The sequence below is a fragment of the Rhizobium sp. SVR5-2C genome (assembly GCF_056755115.1).
Genome location: NZ_JBNDHT010000162.1, coordinates 1 through 13,891, shown reverse-complemented (window position 1 = coordinate 13,891; position 13,891 = coordinate 1). Strand labels below are relative to the sequence as shown.

General features: G+C 61.5%; 14 protein-coding genes. 4 read left to right on the top strand and 10 right to left on the bottom strand.

Annotated elements, in window-relative coordinates:
* The coding region (locus ACPYOI_RS30845) for an AEC family transporter (protein ID WP_481423820.1) at positions 1-715 on the top strand (715 nt) is incomplete at its 5' end.
* On the opposite strand, the gene ACPYOI_RS30840 is transcribed toward ACPYOI_RS30845, so the two are convergent.
* From ACPYOI_RS30840 to cysG, 5 genes are read right to left on the bottom strand one after another with little or no spacing between them, the layout of a single operon-like run.
* Complete coding sequence (locus ACPYOI_RS30840) at positions 695-1,906, bottom strand: UbiH/UbiF family hydroxylase (RefSeq protein ID WP_481415191.1); 1,212 nt, start codon at positions 1,904-1,906, stop codon at positions 695-697. The genes ACPYOI_RS30845 and ACPYOI_RS30840 overlap by 21 nt on opposite strands.
* Positions 1,907-1,943: 37 nt before the next feature.
* Entirely contained in the window at positions 1,944-2,456 is a 513-nt protein-coding gene (locus ACPYOI_RS30835) for a DUF934 domain-containing protein (protein WP_481415190.1), read from the bottom strand.
* 10 nt (positions 2,457-2,466) lie between these two features.
* Complete coding sequence (locus tag ACPYOI_RS30830; protein WP_481415189.1) at positions 2,467-4,137, bottom strand: nitrite/sulfite reductase; 1,671 nt, start codon at positions 4,135-4,137, stop codon at positions 2,467-2,469.
* An 8-nt stretch (positions 4,138-4,145) separates the two neighbouring features.
* Positions 4,146-4,460 (bottom strand): DUF2849 domain-containing protein, encoded by a 315-nt coding sequence (locus ACPYOI_RS30825; protein WP_481415188.1) that lies wholly within the window; start codon positions 4,458-4,460, stop codon positions 4,146-4,148.
* Positions 4,461-4,462: 2 nt separating this feature from the next.
* On the bottom strand, positions 4,463-5,899 hold the full coding sequence (gene cysG, locus ACPYOI_RS30820; protein ID WP_481415187.1) for a siroheme synthase CysG: 1,437 nt from the start codon (positions 5,897-5,899) through the stop codon (positions 4,463-4,465).
* Positions 5,900-6,147: 248 nt separating this feature from the next.
* Here cysG and ACPYOI_RS30815 point away from each other — a divergent pair, with 248 nt between their 5' ends.
* From ACPYOI_RS30815 to ACPYOI_RS30805, 3 genes are all read left to right on the top strand, one after another.
* Positions 6,148-6,735: a deaminase gene (locus ACPYOI_RS30815; RefSeq protein WP_481415186.1), complete on the top strand. Its 588-nt coding sequence runs from the start codon at positions 6,148-6,150 to the stop codon at positions 6,733-6,735.
* Positions 6,736-6,741: 6 nt separating this feature from the next.
* Positions 6,742-7,575: a nucleoside triphosphate pyrophosphohydrolase gene (mazG, locus tag ACPYOI_RS30810; protein ID WP_481415185.1), complete on the top strand. Its 834-nt coding sequence runs from the start codon at positions 6,742-6,744 to the stop codon at positions 7,573-7,575.
* 90 nt (positions 7,576-7,665) lie between these two features.
* Positions 7,666-8,355 carry a methyltransferase family protein gene (locus tag ACPYOI_RS30805; protein WP_481415184.1) on the top strand — a complete coding sequence of 230 codons (690 nt, stop codon included), beginning with the start codon at positions 7,666-7,668 and terminating at the stop codon, positions 8,353-8,355.
* Between the two features lie 7 nt (positions 8,356-8,362).
* On the opposite strand, the gene hflX is transcribed toward ACPYOI_RS30805, so the two are convergent.
* From hflX to ACPYOI_RS30780, 5 genes are all read right to left on the bottom strand, one after another.
* Positions 8,363-9,691 carry a GTPase HflX gene (gene hflX, locus ACPYOI_RS30800; protein ID WP_481415183.1) on the bottom strand — a complete coding sequence of 443 codons (1,329 nt, stop codon included), beginning with the start codon at positions 9,689-9,691 and terminating at the stop codon, positions 8,363-8,365.
* Positions 9,692-9,768: 77 nt separating this feature from the next.
* Positions 9,769-10,011, bottom strand: a complete 243-nt coding sequence (gene hfq, locus ACPYOI_RS30795) for an RNA chaperone Hfq (RefSeq protein WP_003539403.1) — start codon at positions 10,009-10,011, stop codon at positions 9,769-9,771.
* A gap of 110 nt (positions 10,012-10,121) precedes the next feature.
* On the bottom strand, positions 10,122-10,985 hold the full coding sequence (locus tag ACPYOI_RS30790) for a D-amino-acid transaminase (protein ID WP_481415182.1): 864 nt from the start codon (positions 10,983-10,985) through the stop codon (positions 10,122-10,124).
* Between the two features lie 63 nt (positions 10,986-11,048).
* Positions 11,049-12,413: a nitrogen assimilation response regulator NtrX gene (ntrX, locus tag ACPYOI_RS30785; protein WP_481415181.1), complete on the bottom strand. Its 1,365-nt coding sequence runs from the start codon at positions 12,411-12,413 to the stop codon at positions 11,049-11,051.
* Positions 12,403-13,891, bottom strand: a 1,489-nt coding sequence (locus ACPYOI_RS30780; RefSeq protein ID WP_481423819.1) for a sensor histidine kinase, incomplete at its 5' end; no start/stop codon positions are given. The genes ACPYOI_RS30780 and ntrX, both read right to left, overlap by 11 nt.

Here is a 13,891-nt window from a genome sequence, read left to right as displayed (position 1 = left end):
CATCTACATCGTCGGCCGCCGGATCAGAAAGAACCGGATGGATGAGTCGACGATCCAGGCATTCGCCGGAGCGTATGGCAATATCGGCTACATGGGGCCCGGGCTGGCGCTGCTCGCTTTCGGCGAAAGCGCCGCCGTCCCGGTCGCGCTGATCGTCTGCGTGGAAAATGCTATGCATTTCATTGTCGCCCCGGCGATGATGGCGGCAGCGGGCGACGACCAGCGTCCACGCGGGCAGATCGCCGCCGACATCGTCAGGAAGGTTTCCCTGCATCCCTTCATTCTTTCGACTGCTGCCGGATTTCTTGCCGCCGTGCTGCACTTCGACCAGCCTCCGGCGCTCCGGCAGCTCGTCGACTATCTGGCGCAGGCGGCGGCGCCCTGCGCTCTCTTTGCGATGGGTGTAACGCTGGCGCTCAGGCCGCTGAAACGCGTTCCGGCGGAAATCGGCTACATCGTTCCGGCGAAGCTGATCGTCCATCCGCTCGTGGTTTATTCGGCGCTGACGCTCGTCGGCGGGTTCGAGCCGGTCTGGATCTATGCCGCGATGCTGCTCGCCTCGCTGCCGACGGCAACGAATGTCTTCGTCATCGGCCAGCAATACCATGTCTGGCAAGAGCGCGCCTCCGCGACGATCCTGATCACGACGGCGCTTTCCGTCATGACGGTGTCGCTGTTCCTGATCGCGATCAAGTCAGGCTTTCTTCCGGCGTAGCTTTTCCCGGAACGCAGCCGGAATATCGCGGAAGCCGCGGCCGGGCTCGATGCCCTCCCGCATGACGATGCCGCGAAGCGGAGGGATCGCCGATAGGAAATGGAGACCGGCGGCGCGCAGCATCTGCACCGGCAGGAAATCCGACAGCAGCGACCGGTTGAGGAGATCGACGCTGAGCGTCCGGCTCATGATATCGGCGCGGCGCTTGCGGTCGAACCGGTCGCCCGAATCAGCCGGGACGGGCAGTTCGGCCCGGTCGCAGAGAATATCCGTCAGCGCCATGATGTCGCGCAGGCTGAGGTTCATGCCTTGTGCGCCGATCGGCGGGAAGACGTGCGCGGCTTCGCCGATCAGCGCCATCCGCCGCTTGCCGAAACGATGCGCCATCATGCCTGAAAGCGGCCAGACCTGAACCCCTTCCTCGACGCTCACCTTGCCGAGCATCGACTGCATTCGCTCCTCGACCGCGCGGCTCAGATCCTCAAGCGGCAAGTCCGCCTTCGCGGCGGCTTCCTGTGGGTCCTGAACCCAGACGAGGCTCGACCGGTTACCCGGCAGCGGCACTTGCGTGAAGGGCCCATGCTCGGTGTGAAACTCGGTAGAGGTATTCTCATGCGGCAGGGCGTGGCTGAAATTCAGCACCACGGCCGATTGCGGGTAGGACCAATTGCGAACACCGATGCCGCCCGTCTCGCGGAGCTTCGAGTTGCGGCCGTCGGCGCCGACGGCAAAATCAGCCGGAACGGTCTCGGCGTCTGCCAGTGTAATGGAAATGGCGTCTTCGCCGACATCGATGCTTTCGGCAAAGGCGGTGAAGCGGGTGATATTGCCTTCGGCAGCTGCGGCGGCCTCGAGCACCCGGCCCAGCGCCCTGTTGGAGAGGTTATAGCCGAAAGCATTGAGGTCTACTTCAGCCGCCCGGAAGGTCGTGGTCGGCGCGCGCAGCAGTCGGTTCGTACCGTCGACAATACGCATGCTGGTGAGCGGTGTTGCCTCGGGCCGCAGCTTGTCCCATAGCGCAAGACGATCGAGGAAGCGGATCGATTGATCCATCAGCGCCGTCGTGCGCCGGTCTTCCTGTGGTGAAGGCGGGGCAATCAGCGCCACGTTGCGGCCGCCGCGGGCAAGCGCGACCGCGGCCACCATCCCGGCGAGACCGCCGCCGATCACCGCCACTTCGAAATGTTTCATTGCATCGCTTCCGTCATCAGATGACGGCGAGCCGGCCTCACGCGGCCGGCTTCGCCTGACGGCGCCAACTATAGCCCTTGCCAGCCTCGGCGTCACGCACAGCCGGCTGATAATGATGCGGAATTCCCGGCAGGCGGTTTTCGGCCAGCCGCTTCAGCGCAGTCTCGTTCGTGACGGCAAAACTGTCGACGCCGACGCGCAACATCAGCGGGATTTGGTCGATCAGAATGTCGCCCACGGCGCGCAGCTCATTGGTGTAGCCCAGCCGCTGGCGGAGCAGCGAGGCGTGGCTGAAGGCACGCCCGTCGTTGAACGCCGGGAACGCGACCGCAACGATCTCGAGGCGATAGAGGTATGGCTCAAGCCTGCGCACGTCGTCGGCCGGCTTGATCAGTACGCCGAGGCCAACATCATTGCTCGCCTCGGCCTTCGCGATCAGCTCGTCGAGGCTAAGCAGCGGCTGCTGGTCGCCGGTGGCCTTGACTTCGTCCGTTTCGATCACCCACGGATCGTTGGCGACAAAACCCGTTTCTCTCCAGATCTTCGTCATCGTCGTCTCCTCAAGCCGCTTCCGCAGCCGCACCATAGAGCGCATCCTTGAAGGGCTGCGGTCCGACGCGGCGATAGGCGGCTAGGAAGGTTTCCGATGGGCTCTGGCGGAGCCCGAGATAGGTGTCGACGATCGTTTCGATCGCGTCGGTGACCCGATCCGGCGCGAAACCGCGGCCGATGATTTCGCCGATCGAGGTGTGCTCATCACCGGAACCGCCAAGCGTGATCTGGTAAAGTTCGGCACCCTTCTTTTCGACGCCAAGCAGGCCGATATGGCCGACGTGGTGATGCCCGCAAGCATTGATGCAGCCGGAGATCTTGATCTTCAGCTCACCGATCTCAGCCTGACGCTCGGGCGAGCCGAAACGCCTGGAGATTTCCTGTGCGACGGGAATCGAACGCGCATTGGCGAGCGCGCAATAGTCCAGCCCCGGACAGGCAATGATATCGGTGATGAGGCCGGCATTGGCTTCGGCAAGACCGATGCCGACCAGGCCGCGATAGACGGCCTCAAGATCGGCAAGCGCCACATGCGGCAGGATTAGGTTCTGTTCGTGGCTGACGCGGATCTCGTCGAAGGCATATTCCTCGGCAAGATCGGCAATCGCATCCATCTGGGAATCAGACGCGTCGCCAGGGATGCCGCCGATCGGCTTCAACGAGATCGTCACCATGCCGTAGTCGGGGTTCTTGTGCGGGGCGACATTCTGCTGCACCCAACGGGCGAAAGCGGGGTCGGCCTTCTTCCAGCGGGCAAGGTTCTCCCAGCCCTCGGCGCGTTCGGGAAGCGCGGGCGGTGCAAAGTAGGCCGCGATCGCCTGAACGTCTGTTTCCGGCAGCTTCAGCTCGGTATCCTTCAACTGCGCGAACTCGGCCTCAACCTGACGCGCCAGTTCCTCGGCGCCGGTTTCGTGGACCAGGATCTTGATGCGAGCCTTGTACTTGTTGTCGCGGCGGCCGTGCAGATTGTAAACGCGCACGATCGCGGTCGTGTAGGACAGCAGGTCCTCTTCCGGCAGGAAATCGCGGATCAGCTTGGCAACCATCGGCGTACGGCCTTGGCCACCGCCGACATATACGGCAAAACCGAGCTCGCCCTTGTCGTTCTTCTTCAGGTGCAGGCCGATGTCATGAACCTGGATCGCGGCGCGGTCACGCTCGGCACCCGTGACGGCAATCTTGAACTTGCGCGGCAGGTAGGAGAATTCAGGATGCACCGACGACCACTGGCGCAGGATCTCCGCATAGGGCCGCGGGTCGGCGACCTCGTCGGCAGCAGCGCCGGCAAAATGGTCGGCAGTGACGTTGCGAATGCAGTTGCCGGACGTCTGCAGCGCATGCATCTCGACGGTCGCGAGATCGGCCAAGGCATCCGGAATCTCGGAAAGCTTCGGCCAGTTGAACTGCAGGTTCTGGCGGGTCGTGAAATGGCCGTAGCCGCGATCATAGGTGCGGGCGATGTGGGCAAGCATCCGCAGCTGGCGCGAGCTCAGTGTGCCGTAGGGGATGGCGATGCGCAGCATGTAGGCATGAAGCTGCAGATAGACGCCGTTCATCAGGCGCAGCGGCTTGAATGCGTCCTCGGCGAGCTCACCGGAAAGACGGCGCTCAACCTGATCGCGGAATTGCGCAACACGCTCGGTGACAAAGGCGTGGTCAAATTCGTCGTAACGGTACATCGGCTTCCTCAGACTGCGATGAATTCGGGATCGGCCGGCTTGTAACCCGGCGCATATTCCATGGTGGGACCCTGGGCGCGGATGCGCTCACGAAGGCGGAGCGGCCAGAGCACGCCGGTGGTCTCCTGGACTTCGACGACGGCCACATCAACGACCTTGTTGTCCGCGTAGGATTTCTTGCCGATCTCTTCCAGAGCGGCCTCGGCCTCGGCGTGCCGGGCGACCAGCGCCTCCTGCAGCGATGTCACCCATTCGCCCCCGGCGTTCAGCCATACGGCTACGCCGTCCGTCAGCCTGTTGGCGGTCAGAACCTTGTCGACCATCTTTAGCTCCTTGCAAATTCCGCCGCCGTCGCCGCATGGCGCACGAGCGGTTCGGACAGTTCGAAATTGGCGCCTGCAACCGCATCGCCGATAATGACCATGACGGGGCCCGTCAACTCGTCACGATGCTGCAGGTCGGGAAGATCGCGCAGAATGCCATGCAGCAGACGGCGATCGCGACGGCTGGCATTTTCGATGACGGCAACGGTGGTCTCAGCCGGAATGCCCGCCGTCATCAGCCGTTCGGCAACGGACGCGGCAACGGTGCGGCCCATATAGACGGCAATCGTTGCACCGGACACGGCAAGGCTTGCCCAATCGGGCAATACGTCGCCAGTCAGGTCATGGCCGGTCGTGAAGACCAGCGAGGATGCAACACCGCGCAAGGTCAGCGGCAGCTCGAAATCGGCCGCCGCAGCAAATGCCGACGTGATGCCCGGAACAACCTCATAGGCAATACCGGCGGCTCGCAGCGCCGCCATTTCCTCGCCCGCACGGCCATAGATCAGCGGATCGCCGGACTTCAGGCGCACGACACGCTTGCCTTCGCGGCCAAGCTGGACCAGCAGATCGTTGATCTCTTCCTGCGACTTCGAATGGCAGCCCTTGCGCTTGCCGACGGAAAGACGCTCGGCGTCGCGGCGGCCCATGTCGACGATCGTCTGCGGCACCAGAGCATCGAAAACGATGACGTCGGCTTCCATCATCACGCGCTGGGCGCGCAGCGTCAGCAGATCTTCGGCGCCCGGACCGGCGCCGACGAGCCAGACGCGTCCTTCGACTTTACCCGTCGCCTGCAGCAGGTTGCTGGCAGCACGGCGCGCTTCCGGCAGATTGCCGTTGGCGACCGCATCGGCGACAGGGCCGGAGAAGAACCGGCGCCAGAAGACCCGGCGCGAGACGCCGCGCGGAATGAGCTGCTCGACTGTCTTGCGGTAGCTTGTCGCTAACTCGGCGAGACGGCCGAGCGACGGCGCAAGCAACTGATCGATCTGCGCACGAATCATTTGCGCAAGGACCGGACCCGCGCCCTCGGTGCCGATCGCAACCGCGACCGGAGCGCGGTTGACGAGCGCCGGCGTGAAGAAATCGCAGTAATCGGGTTGATCGACGGCATTGGCGGGAATTCTGGCAGCGCGCGCTGCATCGACGATGGCGCGGTCCGCAGCCGTATCGCCAGTCGCGGCAAAAACGAGTGTGGCACCTTCGACCTGCTCCGGCGAGAACGAAGCCCTGACGGTCTCGATGCGGTTTGCAATCAGGAACGCGTGGTAATCCGCCTCCGGGCGATCGGCATAGGCAACGATCCGCGCCTGCGTGTTCATGAGCAGGCGCACCTTCGCAAAGGCCTCGTCCCCGTTACCGAAAACGGCTGCTGCGCGACCTTCCACACGGAAGAAGGCGGGAAACACCGATAGTTGTTCGCTCTTGGAAGGCATTATCATTCCACTTCGAAGTTGCGCCAATATGCCCGTAAGGGGCAAGACGTTGAAGAAACAGAAATTCGAAAGCCTACGCTGACCGCGTATTCTTTTGCCTGCATGCCACGGATTTGAGAAAAGTCGCCCGAGCGACGCCGTTGTCGCTGCACTGCAATATAAAGCTTGTGGTCAAAAACGTCCACCTGGCATTTCGGCATTTTTCTTCGAGGCCGGGCGGGATAGAGTTTGGGCAGAAGGAGAAAGCCATGCCGTCAAAAACGATCGCGCCGCGCCTGCTCGACGTGATGGAACAGGATATCCTGCAGATGACTGAGCTTGGCGTCGCCTCGGGCAACAAGGTCTTCGGGGCCGCGATCCTGCGCAAATCCGATCTTTCGCTCGTCGTGGCGGAAACCAACAACGAGCTCGAGAACCCTCTCTGGCATGGCGAAGTGCATACGCTGAAGCGATTCTACGAACTGAACGACAAGCCGCCAACCAGGGATCTGATCTTCCTGTCGACGCACGAACCGTGCACCATGTGCATGTCGGCAATCACCTGGGCCGGCTTCGACAATTTCTATTACTTCTTCAGCCATGAAGATTCGCGCGACAGCTTCGCCATCCCGCACGATCTCAAGATTCTGAAAGAGGTCTTCGGCCTTGAGCCAGGCGGCTACCGGCGGCAGAATGCCTTCTGGAGCAGCTTTGCCATTGCCGACCTTGTCGAAACCGAAGAGCCTGACTTAAAAGAAAGCCTCAAGGCACAGACTGCCCGCATCAGGGCACGCTACGATGCCCTGTCGAATACCTATCAAGCGTCGAAAAACGCCAACGAGATCCCACTGAACTGAGCCATCATGGAAGCTTCCAAAGACATTTCGCGCCTGATCGAGATCATGGCGGCCCTGCGCGATCCCGAGGCCGGCTGCCCCTGGGACGTCGTCCAGACCTTCGAGACCATTAAGCCCTACACGATCGAGGAAGCCTACGAGGTTTCCGACGCGATCGAACGCAACGACATGGACGATCTCTGCGAGGAACTCGGCGACCTGCTGCTGCAGGTGGTCTTCCACGCGCGCATGGCCGAGGAGGCCGGCGAATTTTCCTTCGGTGACGTCGTCGAAGCCATCACCCGCAAGATGATCCGGCGCCACCCGCATGTCTTTGCGCGATCCGATGCCGATACGCCGGAACTTGTGAAGAAGCAGTGGGACGACATCAAGCAGGCAGAGAAACGCGAGCGCGCGGAGCGGCGGGCAAAGCGCGGCCTCTCCGAGGATTTCAAAGCAGGTTTTCTCGGTTCCGTGCAGCGCAGCTTTCCGGCGCTCACCGAAGCGCTGAAACTGCAGGAACGCGCTGCAACGGTGGGCTTCGACTGGTCCGCGCCGGAACCGATCCTCGACAAGATCGAGGAGGAAATCCAAGAGCTGCGCGCGGCGCTGAAGGATGGCGATCAGGCGAAGGTCAGCGACGAGCTCGGCGACTTGATCTTCGCCATCGCCAATATCGGCCGGCATGTCAAAGCTGATCCCGAGCAGGCGCTTCGCGGCACGAATACGAAATTCCGACGCAGGTTCAATCACATCGAGACGACTCTTGAAGCAGAAGGCGAAATGCTGGAAGCCGCATCGCTGGAGCGGATGGAGGAGATCTGGCAGGCGGCCAAGGCGATCGAGCGGCAAATCGGCTAGCGTCGGTCCTTATCGACCTCATCACGCTCGGTCGAAGGCTTGTCGCGCCCGCCGCGGTGCTGCCGACAACAAAGAGATCGGGAGCGTGACATGGAGGAGAGACCGACCGGGCTCGGCGCCCGCCTTACCCGGAGCACAGCGCTATTCATAATCTTCCTGGCGGCGCTGATATTTGCCTGCTCTGGCACGTTCGACTACTGGCAAGCCTGGGTCTACCTCGCAAACTTCACGGTGTGGACCGGCGCCATCGGCGCATATCTCGCGAAGTACAACCCCAGGCTTGCCGAACGGCGGCTGAACTCCGGGCCAGCTTCGGAGCAGCAGCCGGCGCAGAAGCGTATTCAGGCATTCAACAGCGTCGCGATGCTGGCTCTCTATGCGGCTTCCGGATTGCAGCATCGCTTCGCGGGCTCTTCCATGCCGATCGTGCTCGTCATCGCCGGAAATCTTCTAACCGCTCTCGGTTTTGTGGGCTGCCTGTTCGTCTTTCGGCAGAATTCCTTCGCCTCGGCTACAATCGGCATCGCGAAGGGTCAGACCGTCGTAACGAATGGTCTCTACGGCATCGTGCGGCACCCGATGTACACGGCCGGCCTGTTGATTTTCCTCGGCGCGCCACTCAGCCTCGGATCATGGTGGGGACTGATCGTGGTGCCGTTCCTGCTAGGTGGGCTGGTGACGCGGTTGCTGGACGAAGAGAAGTACCTGTCCGCCGATCTTTCTGGATACGGCGCCTATTGCGAACGGGTCAGATACAGGCTCGTCCCACTCGTCTACTGACGGCGGCCTACCGTTCCCAATCCTCACGCGGCGGCTTGGGTCCGTGGCCCATCCGCCTTTCCAGCTCCGCGGCCTCGGATTCCGAAAGTCGAAGGTCCAGCGTAACAGTGCCGTCTTCATTGTCTTCGCGGCCGTCAACGATCGCATGCTCGTAGAGCCATGGCAGCAGCGCCAGTTTGTCCACCGGCAGCCGGATCGTCGTCTCGGTCATGACACCGGAAAGCCGTTTGCTGATTTCCTGCATCAGGCCATCGATACCTTCGCCGCTGATCGCCGAAACGGCGACGACGTTCTCTGCGCCCGTGGCCCTCTGGACCATCGCGTCGTGCGTTTCCGGTTCCAGGCGATCGATCTTGTTCCAGACTTCGATGATGCGTTTGGCGCCCTCGGCCTCGTCGATGCCGAGGTCGTTCAGGATGCGCAGGACGTCCGCGCTCTGCGCCTGATTGTCGGCATCCGACATATCACGCACATGGAGGATCAGATCGGCCTCCAGCACCTCTTCGAGCGTCGCGCGGAAAGCGGCGACAAGATGCGTCGGCAGATCAGAGATGAAGCCGACGGTGTCGGACAGGATGACGGTGCGGCCATGCGGCAGCTTCATGCGGCGAAGCGTGGGATCGAGCGTGGCAAAGAGCATGTCTTCCGCCAGAACCCCTGCCCCCGTAATCCGATTGAAGAGCGTCGATTTGCCGGCGTTGGTATAGCCGACCAGCGCCACGATCGGATGCGGCACCTTCTTGCGCTTGGCCCGGTGAAGCTGGCGTGTGCGCACGACCTGCTCCAGCTCGCGCTCCAGTTTGATAATTCGATCCTGCAGCAGACGACGGTCGGCTTCGATCTGCGTTTCGCCGGGGCCGCCCATGAAACCGCCGCCGCCGCGCTGGCGTTCAAGGTGGGTCCAGCTGCGGACCAGACGGCCCTTTTGATAATTCAGATGCGCAAGATCGACCTGCAGCGTGCCTTCCTTCGTGGAGGCGCGCCGGCCGAAGATTTCAAGAATGAGGCCCGTCCGGTCGATGACCTTGGCGTTCCATTCCTTTTCCAGATTGCGCTGCTGTACCGGCGTCAGCGGGTGATCGACGATCACCAGGCCGGAATCATTCGCATCCAGCTGCGCCTTGATCTCCTCGATCTTGCCGGTGCCGAGCAGCGTTGCCGGGCGCGGATCGGCGATCGGCACGATGAAGCCGCTAACGACATCAAGATCGATTGCTTCCGCAAGACCCGTCGCTTCCTCGACGCGGCTCTCCGGCGAGCGGGTCGCGGCGCCATCAAGGGGCGCGGCCTTGCCCCGCGCCTGCTTTAGTACAGGAACGACGACGGTCGCTCGCATGTCATCCCGAAGTTTCTGATGCTCCGGGATGATCGAATCATTCTTGGTATCACGTGTCGAAATGACGGCTGATCCTGTTAGGACGCTGCTTCTTCGCTCTCGAACATCTGCATCGGCTGGCCCGGCATGATCGTCGAGATCGCATGCTTATACACGAGTTGCGAATGCCCGTCACGGCGAAGTAGAACGCAGAAATTGTCGAAAGAAGTGACAACGCCCGTGAGCTTTACACCATTAATCAAAAAAATTGTGAGAGAAATCTTTTGTTTGCGAACAGTATTGAGAAATAAGTCCTGCAGATTCTGAGAACGTTCCGCCATCGCGCCGCTTCTTTCTTTATTGCCGGCTTGATCGTGCCGGTGAATATTGATCAACATCTCCTGCAAGGCGGCTGGTAACCCTCATCCCTTCCGCCTAGCAAATCTTGGTATCAAATCGCAATCTTTTCCGCAACGTCGAAAAAGGCTTCGCGGATATTCTGCGAGATCGTGCCAGGATGGCCGTTGGCAATGGTGCTTCCGTCGACGGAAACCACGGGAAAACAAATGCTTGTGGCGGCCGTAACAAAAACTTCCCGCGCCGCAAGCATTTCCGCAACCGTAAAGTTGCGCTCGGCGATTCGGAGGCCGAGCTTCGCCCCGACATCCATCAGCGTCGTGCGTGTGATGCCGCGCAGGATGCCATGCTCGGCCGGCCGCGTGATCAGCGTGCCGTCCGCATCGACGATCCAGACGTTGGTCGCAGCCCCCTCTGTCACCAAGCCGTCGGCATCGACATAGATCGCCTCCTGAGCGCCGGCTTCCTTCGCCTGCTGCCGGGCCATGGCATTGGAAAGAAGGCCGACGGTCTTGATGTCGACCCGATCCCAGCGATTCTCGGGAACGGTGATTGCCCTGATGCCGTTTGCATTCTTCTTTGCAATGACCGACGGATCGGTGCTCTTGGCTGTGATGACCAATGAGGGCTTGGTGCCTTCGGCCGGAAAAACATGGTCACGGCGGGCGACGCCGCGCGTCACCTGCATATAGAACAGGCCGTTCCGCACCTTGTTCCGCCGCGCCGTTTCGCGAATGACATGGATCATCGCCTCGCGGCTCATCGGCCAGGCGATGCGCAACTCGCCAAGCGAGCGGTTCAACCGGTCAAGATGGCGGGTCATGTCGACGATGTAGCCGTGGCGTATCTCGCAAACCTCGTAGACGCCGTCGGCAAACTGGTAGCCCCGGTCTTCGATGTGCACCGCTGCGTCGGCGTGCGGTACGTAGCGACCATTGACGTAGGAAATTCTCGGCATGGGAAACCTGATTGTGAGGCAATGGACGAGGGGACCGGCGCAATATATCCGCGCCGGCAGCAGTCAGACGCCGAGCGATTTCAGCTTGCGGTGGAGCGCGGAGCGTTCCATGCCGACGAATTCCGCTGTGCGCGAAATGTTGCCGCCGAAACGGTTGATCTGCGCGATCAGGTAATCCTTTTCGAACATCTCGCGGGCTTCACGCAGCGGAAGGGTCATGATGTGGTAATCATTCTTGGTGGAGACCTTCGGCAGCATATCGCCGAGGTCCGTCGGCAGCATGTCGGCAGTGATCGGCGCGTCCGGACCATCCGAGCGCGCGAGGATCATCAGACGCTCGATATTGTTGCGCAGCTGGCGGATATTGCCCGGCCAGTCATGTGCCTGCAGCACCGCCATCGCATCGTCACCGATACGACGCAGACGAATGCCCGCCTGCTCGGAAATCTGACGCATCAATTGATCGACGAGGAAGGGGATGTCCTCGCGCCGCTCCGCCAGCGCGGGAACGCGAACGGGAACGACCGCAAGGCGGTGGTAGAGATCTTCGCGGAACCAGCCTTCGGCAATCCGGCTTTCGAGATTGTAAGCCGTCGACGAGATGATGCGGACGTCCACCTTGACGCGCTTCGAACCGCCAACACGCTCGAACTGCTGGTCAACGAGCACCCGCAGGATCTTGTTCTGCGTCTCGCGCGGCATTTCGCCGACTTCATCAAGGTAAAGGATGCCGCGATGGGCCTCTTCCAGCGCTCCGACCTTGCGCGCCTGACCGGGCGAGCCTTCCGTGCCGAAAAGCGCGATTTCCATGCGATCAGGCGTGATATTCGCAGCGTTCAGCGCAACGAATGGCCCGTTGGCGCGCGCCGACTTCTTATGGATCATGCGCGCCACCAGCTCCTTGCCGGAGCCGGATGCGCCGGAAATCATAATGCGGCTATTGGTCGGCGAGACTTTCTCGATCGTCTGGCGAAGCTGCGAAACGGCAACCGAAGTACCGATCAGTTCAACCGCATCGCCGGCCCGGCGCTTCAGCTCGGACACTTCGCGCTTCAGCTTCAAGTTTTCCAGCGCGCGTTCAGCGATCAGGATGAGGCGGTCAGCCTTGAACGGCTTTTCAATGAAATCGAAGGCGCCGCGCTTTATCGCGGAAACAGCCGTCTCGATATTGCCGTGGCCCGAAATCATCACGACTGGGATATCCGGATGACGGACCTTGATCTCGTCCAGCAAGGAAAGACCATCGAGCTTGCTGCCCTGCATCCAGATATCGAGAAAGATCAGCCGCGGCGCGCGATCGGAAATCGCGGCGAGCGCGCTGTCGCTATCGTGCGCAGTCCGTGTCTCGTGTCCTTCATCCGAGAGAATGCCGGAGACGATCTCGCGGATATCGTGCTCATCATCGACGACGAGAATATCAGAGGCCATAAACACTTTCCTTGTCACTTGATGCCGGGGTCGTCGGGGTCTGGTCGATGCGCGGCAGATGCACGCGGATCATGGCTCCCCTTCCCTGGTCGAAATCTGCGGGCGCGTCGTGCAGTTCCAGCTGCCCGCCGTGCTCTTCAATGATCTTCTTAACGATCGCGAGCCCGAGCCCGGTGCCCTTGTCGCGCATGGTCATATACGGCTCCAGGATGCTGTGCCTGTTCTCCACCGGCAGGCCGCGGCCATTGTCGATGACGTCGACCGTGAACCGGTCCCGTCCCTCATCCAGCGACGCCCGCACCAGAACCTTGCGCTCCTCGCGTTCTCCGCTCGGCACGGCGTCAATCGCTTCGACCGAATTCTTGATCAGGTTTCCGAAGGCCTGGCCCAGCATGCGGCTGTCGAACAGCCCCTTCAGCGGCTGGTCGCCGAATTCCTGAAGGAAGGTCACATGGGCATTGCCCATCTCACGCAGGAAGACGGCATCACGCAGGATCTCGCGAAGGTCGCTCGGCTCTTTCGTCGGCTTGGGCATGCGCGCAAACGCGGAGAACTCATCGACCATCCGGCCGATATCGCCGACCTGCCTGATGATCGTGTCGGTGCATTGGTCGAAGACGGTGCGGTCGTCCTGATTGATCTGCTTTCCGTAGCGGCGCTGGATGCGTTCGGCGGAGAGCTGGATCGGCGTCAGGGGATTCTTGATCTCGTGGGCAATGCGTCTCGCCACGTCGCCCCATGCCGTCGAGCGCTGCGCAATCACGAGATCGGTGATGTCGTCGAGCGTTATGACGTAGGAATCTCTCGTGTCTCGAACTTCCTCGCGGGTAACCTGCACGCTGAGCGTCCGCACCGTTCCGCCGCGTACAAGCGCAATCTGCTTGCGGAAGTCACCGCGATAGCGCGACGCTGCCTCCGTGAGAACCTGATCGACCTCGGGCGCAATTTCATTCAGCTGCTTACCGAGCATGTCGGGCGCAGACAGCGTCATCAGCGTCTCGGCGGAGCTATTGACGATCGTGATCCGGCGGTCGCTCGCGACACCGATCACCGCCGCGGTCACACCCGACAGAACAGCCTCGATAAAGCGGCGGCGATCGTCGACCTCGTCCTTTGCCTCCAGAATCTCATCACGCTGCGTGCGGATTTCCGAGATCATCTTGTTGAATGTGCGGGACAGGCTGGCAACGTCGCCGTCAACCGCATGCACCGGCACGACAATGTCCATATTGCCGGAGGCCACGCTGTCAGCAGCGGTGATCAGCAAGCGGATCGGGCGAACGATCCGGTCGGCAACGGCGATGGCCGTCCAGATAGCCGCGAGCAGAACGATCAAGGCAAAGCCGATATAGAGAACAGCGAATGCGATCTGTAGGGAAACGCGTCCCGCCTCCATCGAGCGGTATTCCGTCGCATTCTCCTCCATCATGCGCATCGCGCCCATGACCTTCGGGTCGACGGCACGCACAGTGTAGAGG